The following is a 13,771-nucleotide window of genomic DNA, read 5'->3' on the forward strand; positions in this document are numbered from 1 at the left end:
ACTATCTATGATCATCGAGCGACTCCGGGAGTACGTCGGCGCGGAGACCCCGACCGGCGACGCAGCCGCCCTGAACGCGTTCGCCGACCGGCTCGCGACGCGGTACGCCGGGCTCGGCGCGACCGTCCGGCGCGACCCGCACCCGACCGGCGACCACCTGATCGCGGACTTCCCCGGTCGTGGGCCGCGCGCCGAGGACGCCCCGCTGCTGTTCCTCGCGCACCACGACACGGTCTGGCCGATCGGCCAGTTGCAGGACGCGATGCCGTGGCGCGAGGCGGACGGCATCATCCACGGGCCGGGCGTCTTCGACATGAAGGGCGGCCTCGTCGTCCTCGAGACCGCTCTCGAGCAGGTCGCCGGCCAGGACCGCAGGCCGGTCCGCGTCATCGTCGTGGCGGACGAGGAGGTCGGCTCACCGTCGGCCCGCGCACTCGTGACGGCCGAATCGAAGGGCGTGTACGCCGCGTTCGGTCTCGAACCGCCGCACCCGAACGGCGATCTCAAGACCTCACGATGGGGCAGCACCCGGGTCCGCATCGAGGTCACCGGCCGCGAGGCGCACGCGGCGCTCGATCCGGAGAGCGGGGTCTCCGCGATCGACGAGCTCGTGGACCAGCTGATCGCCGTACGAAGGATCGTCGCGGAGCATGATCACGTGCTGTGCAATGTCGGCACCATCACGGGTGGTGGGCGGACCAACGTCGTACCGGGTGCGGCGGCGGCGGACATCGGGTTTCGCTTTGTCGACCCGTCGACTGAAGAGGCCGTGCTCGCGGCGGTGGCTGCCTTGCACCCGGTGCGGGACGCTCAGCTGCAGGTGCGGGTGATGTCGAACCGGCCGGCATGGCAGCCGTCGTCAGCGACCGACGAACTGCTCGCGAAGGTGGCCGCGGCCGGACGGTCCGTCGGTCAGGAGGTCGGTGGCGCGGCCGCGTCCGGCGCGGCCGACACCAACCTGACCGGATGGTTGGGGATCCCCACGGTGGACGGCCTGGGGCCTGTCGGCAAGGGCGCCCACGCCGTCCACGAGCAGGTGATCGCGGCGAGCCTGAGCGAACGGGTCGCCCTGGTCGCCGCGATCCTCACCTCACTTTGACGGCCATGCCGTTCCAGCCGCTCCCCCGCCACGTCGCGTCGGCTCCGCCGCCGCCAGAATCGCACCGCCGGGCAGGAACTCCAGCGCCGCGACCGCACCGATCTCCGCGGCCGAACTCCCCGGAGCACCGGCCGGCGTGAACGTGTGACGGTACGGCGCCAGCGCGGCGCCGTACCGGTCGATGAACGCCTGCTCCGCGGTCACCGACGCCGTGTTGCGCTGCGAGGCCCGCGGCGCCGCGATCGCCTGCGGCAGCGTCATCCCGCGGTCGAGCCGGTTCGTCAGCGTCTGCAGGACGGTCGTGATGATCGTCGAGCCGCCCGGCGAACCGATCGCGATGTACGGCTTGCCGCCGCGCAGCACGATCGTCGGCGACATCGACGACCGCGGCCGCTTCCCGGCCTGGACGATGTTCGGGTCCTTCGGGTCCGGTACGGCGGAGAAGTCGGTCAGCTCGTTGTTCAGCAGGAAACCACGACCCGGCACGGTGATCCCGCTACCTCCGGTCTGCTCGATGGTCAGCGTGTACGAGACCACGTTGCCCCACTTGTCGGCTGCGACGAGGTGCGTCGTCGACCGGCCCTCTGTGTCGGGTCGCTGCTCGACCGCAGCACCCTTGGCGCAGTGCGAGTACCTGCCGTCCGGCGAGCCCGCGGCCACCGGCTTGGTCGCCGCCTTCTTCGGGTCGATCAAGCAGGAGCGTTCGGCACCGAACCCCCGCGAGAGCAGCTCCTTCTGCGGTACGTCGACGTACGCCGAGTCGCCGATGTACGCGCCACGGTCCGCGAATGCGAGCGCCGACGCCTCCAGGTAGGTGTGCAACGCCTGCGTGGTCGACTGCTGCCGCAGATGCTGCGGTTGCAGGATGTTCAGCGCCTCACCGACGGTGATTCCGCCGGAGGACGACGGTGGCATCCCGTAGACGTCCAGGCCGTCGTACCGAACGGTCGTCGGCGTGCGGTCGATCGCCTTGTACGCCGCGAGGTCGCTGGTGTGCAGGTAGCCGGGGAAGAACGGCAGCGTCCCGTTCGGAGTCTTGGGCGGGTTCTGCGCGACCGCGGCCATCTCGCCGGACAGCGGACCGTTGTAGAACACCGACGGGCCCTGCTGACCGATCAGCTTGTACGTCGCGGCGAGCTCAGGGTTCTTGAACAGCGAACCGACCTGCGGCGCGTCGCCGTTCGGCAGGAACAGCTTGGCGGTCGGCACGACCTGCGCGAAGCGGTCCTTGTTCTCCAGCGTCTGCAGGCGGAACGTCGGGTCCACCACGAACCCACGCTCGGCCAGGTCCGCGGCCGGCTGCAGCGCCTTGCCGAGCGGCAGCGAACCCCACTGCTTCAGCGCACTGTCCCAGGTCGCGAGCGATCCTGGTACACCGATCGACACTCCGGACGTGACCAGCTGCGCGAAGGGATACGGCTGGTTGGCGGACTTGTTCATGAACGCGTCCGAGGGCATCGTCGCCGGCGCGGTCTCGCGGCCGTCGATCGTGAACACCTTGTGTTTGCGGGCGTTGTAGTACACGAAGTACCCACCGCCGCCGATACCGGCCGAGTACGGCTCGGTGACACCGAGGGCCGCGGCGGTGGCGACCGCGGCGTCAACCGCGTTACCGCCACGGCGCAGGACGTCGAGCCCGATGTTTGTGGCGTCCGGATCGACCGAGGACACCGCACCGCCGTACCCGACCGCGGTCGGCTGCCGCGGCGTAGCGGTCGGCGCCGGTGCCGGGGCCTGTGGAGCGGCCAGGGCCGAACTGCTCAGACCGGACAGGACGAGGGCACCTGCGGACAGGGATGCGACCAGCTTCTTCACGAATTACCCCACACGAGGTCGGCGGGACAGGGACAAGCCCCTGCCTATCTCACGTGGGCGCGGCGCGCTACTTCTGGCGTGGCTGGCCGACCGAGCAGGAGTCCAGGAAACGGCGCAGTACGTCGTCCGGCCACTCGACGGTGCCGGTCGGGAACTCGACGAGCAGCCACTGGTTCGCGAGCTGCACCTGACCGGTCAGCCGGCCGTCGAGAGTGCCGACGTGGAAGGTCTTGCCGCTCGATGCGGTGACGTGCACACCCGACAGCGCCCGCGCCTGCGGGGCCGACTGCAGGACGATCTTGGCGGCCGTGTCGGCCGTCCGCATCTGCGGCTGGGACAGGACGACCCGGTCGGCCGCGATCGGCGACTCCGGCGACCAGCCCTTCGGCGCCAGCCCGCAGTCGATCGTGTTCCAGGGCTGCTTGTTCGCGACCAGTTCGGCGACGGAGGCGCCGAACATCGACATCGTCTCCGAGCCCTTCGGCTTGGCCGGTGATGCCGTCGAGGGAGTGGCCGGCGCGGCGGCGGTCTTCGGCTCACTGGCGCCGCCCGCGACCTCCGCGGTGTTCCCCCACCACTTCACCTGGTTGCCGACCGCAAGCGTCAGGGCGGACACGGCGGCGACACACAGCACACCCGTGGCCCGCCGCCGGCGCTTGATCCGGCGCAGAGCGCGTCGTCCGCGGGTGACGTCCGCCTCGATGTCCACGTCCGGCAGCCCATCGGCGGCACGGTCCGCGAAACCCTCCAACAACCTCTTGACGTCGTCCATCGGCCGTCTCAGCTACTCCCCGTCTCTTCCGTCATCAGTTCCTTCAGGCGTTTCAGCGCCTTGGCTGTCTGGCTCTTCACGGTGCCTTCGGTGCAGTCCAGGATCCGGGCACAGGTGGCGACATCGAGGTCCTGGAAGTACCGCAGTACCAGCACCGCCCGTTGCCGGGGCGCGAGGTCCAGCAACGCGTCCCGGACCGCGAGCGTGTCGGCCTGGTCCGGTTCGTCGGCGAGCCTCGGCTCGAGCGTCTCGGCGGTCACCACCTCGGGGTGGCGGCCGGCCCGGCGGCGCTCGTCGAGGAAGGCGTTGACCAGGATGCGGTGCGCGTACGGCCCGGCGCCCTCGTGCTTGATCCGGTGCCAGTGCACGTACACCCTGGTACAGGCGGTCTGGACCAGATCTTCGGCGGTGTGCAGGTCCCCGGCGGTGAGCAGCAAGGCCGTCCTCATCAGCCTTGTGCGGTCCGCGAGCAGGTACTCACGGAACTCGGCCTCACGGTCACCCCCTCGCATCGACGGCCCCCAGGCCTTCTTCTACCTCACCTACGCCGCCGAGGCCCTCGCGGTTGCCCTGGGCTATCACCTGAAGTGCCTGCGCCACCAGATCGGGGGCGTCGTAGCGGAGCCAGGTGATCCGTTGGTCCTTACGGAACCACGAGTCCTGCCGGCGCGCGAACCGGCGCGTGGCCTGTGCGGTCCGCTCCCGGGCCGCCGTTTCGTCGATCTCACCGTTCAGCAACGCGATCACCTGTGAGTACCCGAGTGCGCGGTTGGCCGTCCTGCCCTCAATCAAACCCTTGTTCAGCAGACCTCGCACCTCGGCGACGAATCCGGCGTCGAACATCCGGTCCACCCGGCGGTCGATCCGCTCGTCCAGCTCCGGCCGCGGTACGTCGAGACCGAGCTGGATCGCGCCCGGGTAGACGTAGCGGTGCTCCGGCAGCGTCGCGACGTACGGGCCGCCGGTGATCTCGACGACCTCGAGCGCGCGGACGATCCGGCGGCCGTTGCTCGGCAGGATCTGCTCGGCGGCCTTCGGGTCGATCGCGGCCAGCTCGGCATGCAGAGCGCCGGAGCCCTTCGCCTCGAGCTCGGCCTCGAGCCGGGCGCGGACCTCGGGATCGGTGCCCGGGAAGACGAAGTCGTCGAGGATCGCGCGGACGTACAACGCCGAGCCGCCGGCCAGGACGGGGACCTTCTGCCGAGCAATGCAGTCGTCGATCGCCGCCCGCGCCAGCTCCTGGAACTCCGCGACGGTCGCGGTCTCGGTGACATCGAGGATGTCGAGCAGATGATGGGGTACGCCGGAGCGCTCGGCCGCACTGATCTTCGCCGTACCGATGTCCATGCCGCGGTACACCTGCATGGCGTCGGCGTTCACCACCTCACCACCCAGATGCTGCGAGAGGGCAACGGCCAGGTCGGACTTCCCGGCCGCGGTGGGGCCGACGACCGCGACGACGAGTGGAGCAGGCATCGCTCCAGTCTGGCAGCTCGGTTCTGAAGACTTCGCCAAGAGGTCTGTACCAGCCTTGTGGATGACCCGAAAAGTTCGGTAGGAACCTTGGAGTTCGCAACATGTCTACGGGAGGAACCCAAGTGACGAATCCGTTCGAGGAAGAGTCGGACGCGGCCAAGGACGCACTCGGCCTGGGGGACGAGGCCGACGACCTGGCGGCTGCCAAGCGCAGCGGTGGGGACGTCGAGCTGAAGAAGAGCGGCGGTGACGTCGAGTTCAGCGGTGGGGACGTCGAGTCCGGTGGCGATGTGGAGTCCGGCGGCGACGTCGAGTCCGGCGGAAACACGACGGACAGCGGCGGCGACGTCGAGTCGGAGCCCAAGGGCGACGGCGTCTGATCCACGGTCCGGCGCCCACCCGGCACCGGTTGGGCACGGCGCTCGCGGAGATCCCACAGTTCCGGCGTTGCAGATGCGAAGATCACCGCTAGCTGTCTGTAAGCATCTAACTACGCAGGAATGGGAGCCCCCCGAGATGGGCATCTTCGACAAGTTCAAGGACACGGCCGAGAACCTGAAGGACAAGGCCACCGACCTGGTCGACGGCCACGGCGACAAGGTCGGCGAGGGCCTGGACAAGGCCGGTGACTTCGTCGACGAGAAGACGGGCGGCAAGTACGGCGACAAGATCGACTCCGGCGTCGAGAAGGCCAAGGAAGGGTTGGACAACCTGGACGGCCAGAACGACGACATCCCGGACGCGCCGAACCAGACCGCCTGATCAAGTCCCCGAAGGGCCCGCAAGCAACGCTTGCGGGCCCTTCCCCCTGTCCACCCACCCCCGAGCGCCTGCGGCGGTGCGCGCCCTCGTGGTTTCCGGAGCATTTTCGTCACCTACTGCGGAACAAGTTCCGAAGAGCGCCGGCGCGAGGCGCGCCCGCGGCGCTGCGGCGGACCGTGAATAGTCGCCGAGGACTTCGGACAAGCTATTGCCTGTCCGAAGTCCTCGGCGGGGGTGCCCAGTCCGGGCGGATAGCCGCGTACTACGGCGCGCTCCACGCGGACGTCACTCGCACGGCGCCTACCCCGTCTACGGCGCGTCCCGATCGAGTCCGCGTTCGCGACCACCGATCGCCGTACGACGACCATCGGCCCGATCCACCGAGTCGTGCACGAGGCGCTCACCCATCCGCCGAGTCGTAACTCCGGGTCCCATTTCGCCCACCACAACCCACGACTCGCCGACCGGTGCGCGCCCTCGTGGTTTCCGGAGCATTTTCGTCACCTACTGCGGAACAAGTTCCGAAGAGCGCCGACGCGAGGCTCGCCCGCGGCGCCGCGGCGGCGCGTGGATAGGCGCCGCTGACTTCGGACAAGCTATTGCTTGTCCGAAGTCCTCGGCGGGGGTGCTCAGTTGGCTGCGCTGGGCGCGGGTTGGCGGTAGGCCTCGGGTTTGGGGTCGGCGCCACCGCTGGCGCGGCACGGGCACGCCGTCCCGGGCGCGGCGTGCACGGTCTGACTTTCCGGACGGAGATCGTCCGGAAGGCGTCGTACGCTCGGGCTATGGCCAAGGTGGCGGTCGAAGAGCTGACGGTACGGGCGCTTGCGCCGGAGACCTGGGATGCGTTCGAGGCGCTCGCGGAGCGGCACAACGGGGTGTGGGGCGGGTGCTGGTGCACGTGGTTCCAGACCATGCACAACCAGAAGACGTTCGACGCCGGGAACAACCGGGACCTCAAGCACCGGCTGGTGATGGAAGGACGCGCCCACGCGGCGCTGGTGTTCGACGGGGAACTCGCGGTCGGGTGGCTGGAGTACGGCTCGCCGGTCGAACTGCCGAACATCTACCACCGCAAGGAGTACGAGGCCGGGATGGACGGGCCGCCCGACTACCGCCTCACCTGCTTCTTCACCGACCGCCACTACCGCCGCCAAGGCGTCTCAGCGGTCGCTCTCCGCGGCGCCCTGGACCTGATCGCCCAGTCCGGCGGCGGAGTCGTCGAGGCCTATCCCCAAGACACCGCCGGCCAGAAAGTCAGCGCGTCCTTCCTCTACAACGGCACCCGCTCCCTCTTCGAACAAGCAGGCTTCACCTACAACCGCCCGAAGGGCAAGAACCACTGCGTAATGACCAAAGCCGTCCCCAAGACAAAGGCCTAGGTCACCTCCACCATCACCACGGACCCACCGCCCACCGCCCGCGCGACCAATCCACCCGATCGCCTTCGCCAGCACTCCCCACCACCCTCCCCCGCCGCCCACACCAGCTCGCGACCCCGCCGAAAGTGGCCGGCAGACAGCCGCGCCGCGGGCGCGGCCTTTGGGGTGTCGGTGGGGATGTCTAGGGTGCGGGGTATGGATCGGTTTCGGGTGGTGCCGGCGGCTTATGTGGTGGTTCGGCGCGGGGACGAGGTGTTGTTGTTGCTGCGGGCCAACACCGGCTACATGGATGGGTACTGGGCGGTGCCGGCGGGGCATGTCGAGCGGGGTGAGGCGGCGGTCGAGGCTGCTGTGCGGGAGTTGCGGGAAGAGGTTGGGCTGGAGGTCGACGTGGCGGATCTCGTTCCGTTGACGGCCATGCATCGGACGGGTGGGAACGGGGATCCGATCGACGAGCGGGTGGATTTCTTCTTCCTGGCGTCGACGTGGCGGGGTGAGCCGCGGTTGATGGAGCCGGAGAAGGCGGCGGGGCTGGAGTGGTACTCGCTGGACAAGCTGCCGGAGCCCTTGGTGCCGCATGAGGCGCGGGTGCTCAAGGCGGTCGCCGAGGGCGGTGGGCTTCCCGCGGTGATCGACCAGGGTTTTGCGTGAGTTCACCGTCCCTTGGGGTGCTGCGCTCTAGTGTTCGCTGCGGTGTCAGCGAGCTTGGGAGCGTGGGTCGATGGACGAGCAGTACGACGGAACGAGCCGGCGACGGCTGTTGGGGGCACTGGGCGCGGGTGCGGTCGCCGCATCAGGCGCCCTGAGCGCGGGCACCGCCACAGCGGCGGGATCGAACGGGACAAACGGGACGACTGGAGCCAAGGCCGGAAGGATCGACACGGAGCATCCGCGGTTCACACTCGCGGTGGTGCCGGACACGCAGTACCAGTTCGATCAGGACCGGGGTGACGCCGCGCCGCTCACCGCGACCTTCCAGTACCTGATCGACCAGCGCGGCGCCGAGAACATCGTGTTCATCGCGCACCTCGGCGACGTGGTGGAGAACGCGCTCGCGATGGAGTTCGCGCAGGTCGACCCGGTCTTCAAGATCCTCGACCGCGCCCGCTTCCCGTACTCCGTCCTGGCCGGCAACCACGACATCGACGGCTCGAAGGACGACACCCGCGGCCCGTCGCCGTACCTGGAGACCTTCGGGCCGCAGCGGTTCCGCTGGATGCCGACGTACGGCGGGTCGACGGCGAACGGCTACAACTCCTACCACGTGTTTCGCGCCGCCGGGCGTCAGTGGTTGCTGCTGGCAATGGACTGGCGGCCGTCGGACGCGAGCTTCGCGTGGGCCCGCGCGGTCATCGCGGCGCACCCGAAGATGCCGGTGATCCTCACCATCCACGAGCTGGTGAACGCCGACCACGGCAACCCGGTCGCGTACTTCAGCGACCACGGCAACCGCGTCTGGGACCAGCTGGTCAAGGACAACGACCAGATCTTCCTCACACTGAACGGGCACTACTGGCCGCCTGGCCGGGTCACCCGCAAGAACTCCGCCGGCCACGACGTGCACCTGCACATCACCAACTACCAGGACCGGTACTACGGCGGCTCGGGCATGGTCCGCCTCTACCACTTCGACCTCGCGCGGAACACGATCGACGTCGAGACGATCGCGCCGTGGATCCTCGAGCAGGACCCGGCGAAGCGCAACGAGCTCGCGGAGGTCGAGCTCGAGCTGAGCGACGACACCAACCGGTTCGGCATCCCGATCGACTTCGCGTCCCGGTTCGCCGGGTTCGCGCCGGAGCCGGTGCGTCCGGCGCGCCCGGCGCAGCAGATGGTGATCCCGGGTACGGCGGCGTACTGGCGCTTCGACGGGCCGGTCGGCGACAAGGTGGTCGACCAGTCGGGACAGGGGAACGACCTGACGCGGGTGCAGCTGAGCAACGACCTGCCGACCGCGTCGACGGAGTACCACCCGGATCAGCCCGGGCACGCCAGCTGGCTGTTCCCGGGTGGGAAGAACCCGGCGCGCGGCGGATACCTGAAGACCGTGGACAACGCGCCGCTGAACGCGATGACGTTCACCAAGGGGTACACGATCGAGGCGTTCGTGAAGCTCGCCGACGACGGGCAGGACCACTCGTGGGAGGGTCTGTTCACCCGCCTCGGCACCGGACGCGACGCGGGCAAGACGGGCAGCGACCCGGACGAGCCGGCGGTCAAGCTCGGGTTCTCCGGCGGTCTGCAGGTGCAGTGGGCGGTGTACCCGCTGGACAAGAACGACACCTTCACGAACTGGGGCCACGAGCAGCGCGCCGGCGAGTGGTTCCACCTGGCGATCGTCAACGACGGGAGACACAGCATCGTGTACGTCGACTCCTCGGAACTCCTCCGCAATCCGGCGACCCCGTCGAACGGCCTGGCGACCGCGGGCAAGCCGTGGCTGGTCGGCGCCGGCCACTACGCCAACACCGTCGACCAGGCCTTCGCCGGCAACATCGGCGAACTGCGGATCGTCACCCGCGCGCTGAAGCCGTCCCAGTTCCTGAACGCCTAGGCCAGCAGGCTGCGGATCAGCTCGTCCTGCGCAGGGAGCAGGGCGAGCTCGGCGGGCGTCAGGGTCGGATTGTTGCCGCGGGCCCGTAGTGCGCCGGGGAGGCCCGGCAGCGGGTCGATCGAGTGGGCGAGGTACGACGCCAGCGACTCGCGGAGAAAGCCGGACAGTTCACCCCACTCGGGGTCGAGGGCGACCTGCGCGAGGATGACCGCGGTCATCGCGACGTCGAACTCGGCGGGGCCTTCCTCGGCGTTGCGCCAGTCGATGACCATCGGTCCGTCCGGCGCCGCGATCACGTTGAACGGGTGCAGGTCTCCGTGCACGACGGTCAGGCCGGGCGTGCCGCTGGGCGCGGGGATCGCGTGCAGGCGGTGATGCAGGTCGGCCTGGATCCGTCCCAGCTCGGCAGGGCTGAGGTCACCGGCGATCCCCGCTTCGCCGATCGTCGGGCCGGCGATGCGCTGCATGACCATGTCCGCACCGCTGATCTCCCCGACCGCCGGAACCGGATAGTCGTACTTCGCGACGTGGCGCATGTAGTCCGCCTCGTCACGCACCGGGTGACCGTCGCGGTACCGGCGCAGTACCCAATCGTCGTCGATCGCGTAGACGTCGGCGTCCCGGCCGGCGGCAAACGGTTCTGCTCCCGGGGGAAGCAGTGCGGACAGGCCGGTCATCCGATCTGGCAGCCGCCGACGGCCGGCGCGATCGGCTGGGCGCCGACGGTCGGCATACCAAGCATGACTCCGGGCACGACCCCGGGACCGCTCGAGTCCGGCGTCTCCTGACCGCGCTGCCAGGCGTCGCCGGCGCGGGTACGGCGTACCTCGCCGAAGACGTCCGCGTTCAGGTGGTGCGGTGCGGCGTAGGTGACCTCGACCGTGACGATGTCGCCGGGTCGCGGCGTCTCCACGCCCTCCGGCAAGGCGAAGTGCACGAGCCGGTTGTCCCGCGCGCGACCGCTGAGCCGGTGGGTGGCGGCGTCCTTGCGCCCCTCCCCCTCGGCGACGAGCACCTCCACCGACCTGCCGACGATCAACTTGTTCTCCGCCCAGGCCATGTCGTCCTGGAGCGCGACCAGCCGCTCGTACCGATCCTGGACGACGTCCCGCGGGACCTGGTTCTCCATCGACTCGGCCGGTGTCCCGGGACGCTTCGAGTACTGGAACGTGAACGCGCCCGCGAACCGCGCCTGCCGGACCACGTCGAGGGTCCCCTGGAAGTCTTCCTCGGTCTCCCCCGGGAACCCGACGATGATGTCGGTGGTGATCGCCGCGTCCGGCATCGCCGCGCGCACGTCTTCGATGATCTTGAGGTAGCGGTCCCGCCGGTACGAGCGCCGCATCGCCTTCAGTACGGCGTCCGACCCGGACTGCAGCGGCATGTGCAGCGAGGGCATCACGTTCGGCGTCTCGGCCATCGCCTCGATCACGTCCGCGGTGAAGTCCCGCGGGTGCGGCGAGGTGAACCGAACCCGCTCCAGGCCGTCGATCCCGCCACAGGCGCGGAGCAGCTTCGAGAACGCGTAGCGGTCGCCGAACTCGACGCCGTACGAGTTCACGTTCTGGCCGAGCAGGGTCACCTCGAGCACGCCCTCGCCGACCAGCGCCTCGACCTCGGACAGGATCTCGCCCGGACGGCGGTCCTTCTCGCGGCCGCGCAGCGCCGGCACGATGCAGAACGTGCAGGTGTTGTTGCAGCCGACGCTCACCGAGACCCAGGCGGAGTACGGCGATTCGCGGCGGGTCGGCAGCGTCGACGGGAACACCTCGAGCGCCTCGAGGATCTCGACCTGCGACTCCTGCTCGACCCGGGACCGCTCCAGCAGCGCCGGCAGCGACCCGATGTTGTGCGTCCCGAACACCACGTCGACCCACGGCGCCTTCTTGGTGATCGACGCCTTGTCCTTCTGCGCCAGGCACCCACCGACGGCGATCTGCATGCCGGGCTTGCGCGCCTTCACCGGCGCCAGGTGACCGAGGTTGCCGTACAGCTTGTTGTCGGCGTTCTCCCGGACCGCGCAGGTGTTGAAGACGACGACATCGGCCTCGTCGCCCTCGGGCGCACGGACATACCCCGCGTCCTCCAGCAGCCCGCGCAGGCGCTCGGAGTCGTGGACGTTCATCTGGCACCCGTAGGTGCGGACCTCATAAGTACGCATGACAGCCACCAAGAGTACGTGCCGGGGTGGACATATCCCTACCGGGGACCGGCTGGCTGGTACCCCTGACCGGCGGGCACTCGGCGACAATAGTGAGAGGCATGAACAGTTCTCGTCGTCAGTTTCTTGCCCGGGGCGCCGCCGGTGCCGCCGTCCTCGCGGGAGGCTCCTTTACTGCGACCTCCGCCTCGGCGCTCGTCAGACCGACCAGGATCACCGCGCTCACCAACGTCACCGTCATCGATGTCGCGAGCGGGCGCCGGGATCGGCACCAGACCGTGCTGATCGGTGGTGAGCGGATCATCGGGGTCGGCCGGCTCCCGGTGCCCCGGGGTGCCGTCGAGATCGACCTGGCCGGGAAGTACGTGATCCCGGGTCTCGCCGACATGCATGTCCACAGCCTCGGCGACGAGCGCGTCTCGCCGCCGCTGTACCTCGCGAACGGCCTCACCACGGTCCGCGAGATGGCCGGCACCAACCCGATGCTCTACGACTGGCGCGACCGGACCGCGGCCGGGAGTCTGCTCGGTCCCCGGATGGTCGTCGCGAGCAACATCATCGACGGCGACCCGACCCTCTGGGACCCGAATCTGATCCAGGTCATCGTGGTCGACGACGCCGACGCCGCGCGGGCCGCCGTACGCCGGGTGAAGGGCGAAGGCGCCGACTTCGTGAAGGTCTACTCGCGCCTCAGCCGGACCGCCTGGCTCGCGGTCATCGACGAAGCACGGAAGGTCGGGCTGACCGTCCACGGCCATGGCCCCGATGAGGTGACCTCCAAGGAGGTCAGTCAGGCCGGCCAGCGCAGCATCGAGCACATCCACTCGCTCGGCCTGGCGGTCTCGACCCGCGAGGCCGAGGTACGGCGGCTGGTGCTCGCGATCAAGGTGGCGAACGGCGACTACAACTCGTGGTTCCGGCAACTGCACCCGATCGAGTGGATCGCCGCGAACACGTACAGCCCGTCCCGCGCCGCCGACGTGTTCGGGACGCTGCGCCGTAACAACACCCGGGTCACGCCGACGCTGACGATGCACAACGTCCTCGACCAGGTCGACTACACCCGCCTCGACCCGAACCTGGCGAAGTACATGAGTGAGGACTCGATCGGCACCTACGACTACGTGATCCAGAACCTGTACGCCGCGAACCGCGGCGCCGAGGAGATCTCACACCAGCACGAGATGTGGGCGTGGCGCCAGCGGTTCGTGCGGGAGCTGATCGCGCACGACGTACCGCTGATGGCCGGCACCGACACGGGTACGCCGTACTCCGTCCCGGGCTTCGCACTGCACGACGAACTCGAGCACCTGGTCGGCGCCGGCGCCACCCCACGCCAGGCCCTGTACGCCGCCACCGCCGAGCCGGCCGAGTTCCTCGGGATGTCGGCGGATCTCGGCTCGGTGGAGCCCCGCAAGATCGCGGACCTGGTCGTCCTGGACGCGGACCCGCTGACCGACATCCGCAACAGCCGCAAGATCCACACCGTGGTCACCCGCGGCCGGGTCATCTCCTCCGCTGACCGCCAGAAACTGCTGGCCGGCGTCGAGGCCGCCGTCAAGGAACCGCCGACCGCGGCGTCCATTGCCGCCGGTGGCTGTTGCGGCACCAAGCCGCGCCGCTGAGCAAAGCTGGGTCCGGTGCGAGGCTCCCGCCCGGAGCGACGTGCTGGACGATCGCGAGTACGGAATCGTCACCTGACCCGGCAGGTCGCTCAGAAACGAACAACGATGAGCGATCCGTGATCGTCCCA

The 13,771-nt window shown here is 69.3% G+C and carries 13 protein-coding genes; 7 read left to right on the forward strand and 6 right to left on the reverse strand.

All coding sequences use genetic code 11. The features are described from left to right. Positions 1-7: 7 nt before the first annotated feature. Entirely contained in the window at positions 8-1,099 is a 1,092-nt protein-coding gene (locus tag ACFYRH_RS19595; protein ID WP_387776698.1) for a M20/M25/M40 family metallo-hydrolase, read from the forward strand. Here ACFYRH_RS19595 and ggt read toward each other — a convergent pair. The 4 genes from ggt to miaA form a co-directional block, all read right to left on the reverse strand. After that, a complete protein-coding gene (gene ggt, locus ACFYRH_RS19600; protein ID WP_387776701.1) occupies positions 1,091-2,914 on the reverse strand; it encodes a gamma-glutamyltransferase in 1,824 nt (607 codons plus the stop codon). The genes ACFYRH_RS19595 and ggt overlap by 9 nt on opposite strands. A 67-nt stretch (positions 2,915-2,981) precedes the next feature. Beyond that, positions 2,982-3,686: a hypothetical protein gene (locus ACFYRH_RS19605; protein WP_387776704.1), complete on the reverse strand. Its 705-nt coding sequence runs from the start codon at positions 3,684-3,686 to the stop codon at positions 2,982-2,984. An 8-nt stretch (positions 3,687-3,694) separates the two neighbouring features. Then, entirely contained in the window at positions 3,695-4,198 is a 504-nt protein-coding gene (locus ACFYRH_RS19610; protein WP_387776707.1) for a SigE family RNA polymerase sigma factor, read from the reverse strand. Next, positions 4,185-5,162 carry a tRNA (adenosine(37)-N6)-dimethylallyltransferase MiaA gene (gene miaA / locus ACFYRH_RS19615; RefSeq protein WP_387776710.1) on the reverse strand — a complete coding sequence of 326 codons (978 nt, stop codon included), beginning with the start codon at positions 5,160-5,162 and terminating at the stop codon, positions 4,185-4,187. Before miaA ends, ACFYRH_RS19610 begins: the two co-directional genes overlap by 14 nt. A gap of 122 nt (positions 5,163-5,284) precedes the next feature. Between miaA and ACFYRH_RS19620 the strand changes: the two genes are divergently transcribed. From ACFYRH_RS19620 to ACFYRH_RS19640, 5 genes are all read left to right on the forward strand, one after another. Further along, complete coding sequence (locus ACFYRH_RS19620; RefSeq protein ID WP_387776713.1) at positions 5,285-5,542, forward strand: hypothetical protein; 258 nt, start codon at positions 5,285-5,287, stop codon at positions 5,540-5,542. Between the two features lie 136 nt (positions 5,543-5,678). After that, positions 5,679-5,924: an antitoxin gene (locus ACFYRH_RS19625; RefSeq protein WP_387776716.1), complete on the forward strand. Its 246-nt coding sequence runs from the start codon at positions 5,679-5,681 to the stop codon at positions 5,922-5,924. Between the two features lie 782 nt (positions 5,925-6,706). Continuing rightward, complete coding sequence (locus ACFYRH_RS19630; protein ID WP_387776719.1) at positions 6,707-7,303, forward strand: GNAT family N-acetyltransferase; 597 nt, start codon at positions 6,707-6,709, stop codon at positions 7,301-7,303. Positions 7,304-7,498: 195 nt separating this feature from the next. Next, the gene (locus ACFYRH_RS19635; protein ID WP_387776722.1) at positions 7,499-7,954 is read left to right on the forward strand and encodes an NUDIX domain-containing protein; all 456 of its coding nucleotides are present in this window, start codon (positions 7,499-7,501) and stop codon (positions 7,952-7,954) included. 70 nt (positions 7,955-8,024) lie between these two features. Continuing rightward, positions 8,025-9,857: a LamG-like jellyroll fold domain-containing protein gene (locus tag ACFYRH_RS19640; RefSeq protein ID WP_387776725.1), complete on the forward strand. Its 1,833-nt coding sequence runs from the start codon at positions 8,025-8,027 to the stop codon at positions 9,855-9,857. Here the strand turns inward: ACFYRH_RS19640 and ACFYRH_RS19645 are convergent. After that, complete coding sequence (locus ACFYRH_RS19645) at positions 9,854-10,534, reverse strand: phosphotransferase (RefSeq protein ID WP_387776728.1); 681 nt, start codon at positions 10,532-10,534, stop codon at positions 9,854-9,856. The genes ACFYRH_RS19640 and ACFYRH_RS19645 overlap by 4 nt on opposite strands. Then, the gene (gene miaB / locus ACFYRH_RS19650; RefSeq protein ID WP_387776731.1) at positions 10,531-12,018 is read right to left on the reverse strand and encodes a tRNA (N6-isopentenyl adenosine(37)-C2)-methylthiotransferase MiaB; all 1,488 of its coding nucleotides are present in this window, start codon (positions 12,016-12,018) and stop codon (positions 10,531-10,533) included. The genes ACFYRH_RS19645 and miaB overlap by 4 nt, the downstream gene beginning before the upstream one ends. Positions 12,019-12,119: 101 nt before the next feature. On the opposite strand from miaB, the gene ACFYRH_RS19655 reads away from it, so the two are divergent. Continuing rightward, positions 12,120-13,643: an amidohydrolase family protein gene (locus ACFYRH_RS19655; protein WP_387776734.1), complete on the forward strand. Its 1,524-nt coding sequence runs from the start codon at positions 12,120-12,122 to the stop codon at positions 13,641-13,643. The last annotated feature ends 128 nt before the right edge of the window (positions 13,644-13,771 follow it).

It is taken from the genome of Kribbella sp. NPDC004875, from assembly GCF_042873375.1.
In the GTDB taxonomy this organism is placed as follows: Bacteria; Actinomycetota; Actinomycetes; order Propionibacteriales; family Kribbellaceae; genus Kribbella.